Source organism: Endozoicomonas acroporae (genome assembly GCF_002864045.1).
Classification (GTDB): Bacteria; Pseudomonadota; Gammaproteobacteria; order Pseudomonadales; family Endozoicomonadaceae; genus Endozoicomonas; species Endozoicomonas acroporae.
On record NZ_PJPV01000110.1, the window covers coordinates 1 to 2,379 of the forward strand.

Annotated in this window: 1 protein-coding gene; it reads right to left on the reverse strand. The window is 54.1% G+C overall.

The window, feature by feature from the left end:
• On the reverse strand, window positions 1-2,354 hold a 2,354-nt coding region (locus tag CX664_RS17295; protein ID WP_146000097.1), incomplete at its 3' end, for a DUF1601 domain-containing protein.
• Between the last annotated feature and the right edge of the window lie 25 nt (window positions 2,355-2,379).

Below are 2,379 nucleotides of genomic sequence, written 5' to 3' on the forward strand. Positions count from 1 at the left end.
GCCATGGCCCACAGCAGGTTGGCGATATGCTGGGGAATAAATTGGTCTTTCTGTGCATTCACCTGGGGCAACAGCGTGGCCACAGCATATTTGAGCTCTGGTGTTTTCTCCAGCCCGCTGTCCACCAGTTTCGCCATGGCCCACAGCAGGTTGGCGACATGCTGGGGAATAAATTGGTCTTTCTGTGCATTCACCTGGGGCAACAGCGTGGCCACAGCATATTTGAGCTCTGGTGTTTTCTCCAGCCCGCTGTCCACCAGCTTCGCCATGGCCCAAAGCAGGTTGGCGATTTCCTGTGGTTTAAAATTAACTTTCCACGCATTTACGAGAGGCAACAGCGCGGCCACGGCCTTGTTGAATTCTGGTGTCTGCTCCTGCCTTTTCACCAGTTTGGCCATGGCCCACAGCAGGTTGGCGATTTCCTGTGGTTTAAAATTAACTTTCCATGCGTTCACTTGGGGCAGCAGCACGGCCACGGCCTGGTTGAGCTCAGGTGTCTGTTTCTGCCCGTTGTCCACCAGTTTCGCCATGGCCCACAGCAGGTTGGTGATACCCTGAGCATTAAATTGGCCTTTCTGTGCGCTCACGAGGGGTAACAGCGAGGCCACGGTCCTGTTGAGCCCTGGTGTTCGGTCCTGGCCGTTGTCCACCAGTTTCGCCATGGCCCACAGCAGGTTGGCGATACCCTGGGCATTAAACAGACCTTTTTGTGCGCTCACGTAGGGCAACAGCGCAGACACGGGCTCGTTGCGCCCTGGTGTCTGCTCCTGCCCGTAGTTCATCAGCTTCGCCATGGCCCACAGCAGGTTGGCGATACCCTGAGGATTAAAGTGAGATTTCTGTGTGTTCACGAGGGGCAACAGTTCGGCCACGGCCTCGTTGAGCTCTGGTGTCCGCTCCTGCCCGTTGTCCACCAGTTTCGCCATGGCCCACAGCAGGTTGACGATTTCCTGTGGTTTAAAATTAACTTTCCGTGCATTCACGAGGGGCAACAGCGCGTCCATGGCCTTGTTGAGCTCTGGTGTCTGCTCCTGGCCGTTGCCCACCAGTTTCGCCATGGCCCACAGCAGGTTGGCGAGATGCTGAGAAATAAATTGGTCTTTCTGTACGTTCACGTGGTGCAACAGCGCGGCCACGGCCTCGTTGAGCTCTGGCGTCCGCTCCTGGCCGTTGTCCACCAGTTTCGCCATGGCCCACAGCAGGTTGACGATCCCCTGGGCATTAAACTGGTCTTGCTGTGCGGCCACGTGGGGCAACAGCGCGGCCACGGCCTCGTTGAATTCTGGTGTCTGCTCCTGCCCGTTGTCCACCAGTTTCGCCATGGCCCACAGCAGGTTGGCGATTCCCTGGGTATTAAGTTGGTCTTTCTGATCGTGCACGAGAGGCAACAACGCGGCCACGGCTTTGTTGAGCCCTGGTGTTCGCTCCTGGCCGTTGTCCATCAGTTTCGCCATGGCCCACAGCAGGTTGGCGATTCCCTGTGGTTTAAAGTTAGCTTTTTGTATGTTCACGTGGGGTAACAGCGCGGCCACGGCCTCGTTGAGCTCTGGCGTCCGCTCCTGGCCGTTGTCCACCAGTTTCGCCATGGCCCACAGCAGGTTGGCGATCCCCTGGGCATTAAACTGGTCTTGCTGTGCGGCCACGTGGGACAACAGCGCGGCCACGGCCTCGTTGAATTCTGGTGTCTGCTCCTGGCCGCTGTCCACCAGTTTCGCCATGGCCCACAGCAGGTTGGTGGTTCCCAAGGCATCAATATCCCTGGCTTCAGGTTTTTGGTTGCAGTTAAATATTATTGAATCAAATAGCGTTGACAATAAGTTAGCCTGAGTAAGTTTAACTCGCTCATCCATGGGTTTATGAAGGGTAAAAACGCCTGCTGAAGTAAATGAGTGCAGTGTTGTCGTCAGGCTTCGCCAATTCCAGCTCCGGGTTGCTGTGAAATTTTGCAGCAAACGCATCAGCTGGCTTTGTTCCGCTTGATTTAACGGTCTTTTAGCACCTAACGTGTATTTTTTAACTGAACTGGCATATAGGCCGTGATCTCTCCCATCATAGCGATGGCCGAAACGATCCGATTTACTCACCAGACGAGCCATTATTTCCTGCTTGATGAGGGCATTAAAATCTTGAGCAGGGTTTACTGAACGGCACTGTAGATGTTGAAAAGAGTGTGTGCCAGAAGAATGGTAAAATTCATTGCGACCCGGTGCAGTGCGGGGGGGATTATCCCATTGTCTGACTGTGGCATGTCTATATCGCCCACGTCCTGAAGAAGGGGCATGGTCATCCGGTTGGTTGTAATCATTATCTGATCTTGGGTATTGACCACTGATACCAGCAGAACTTCTATCCATAATTATATTTCATTAATTCATGAAA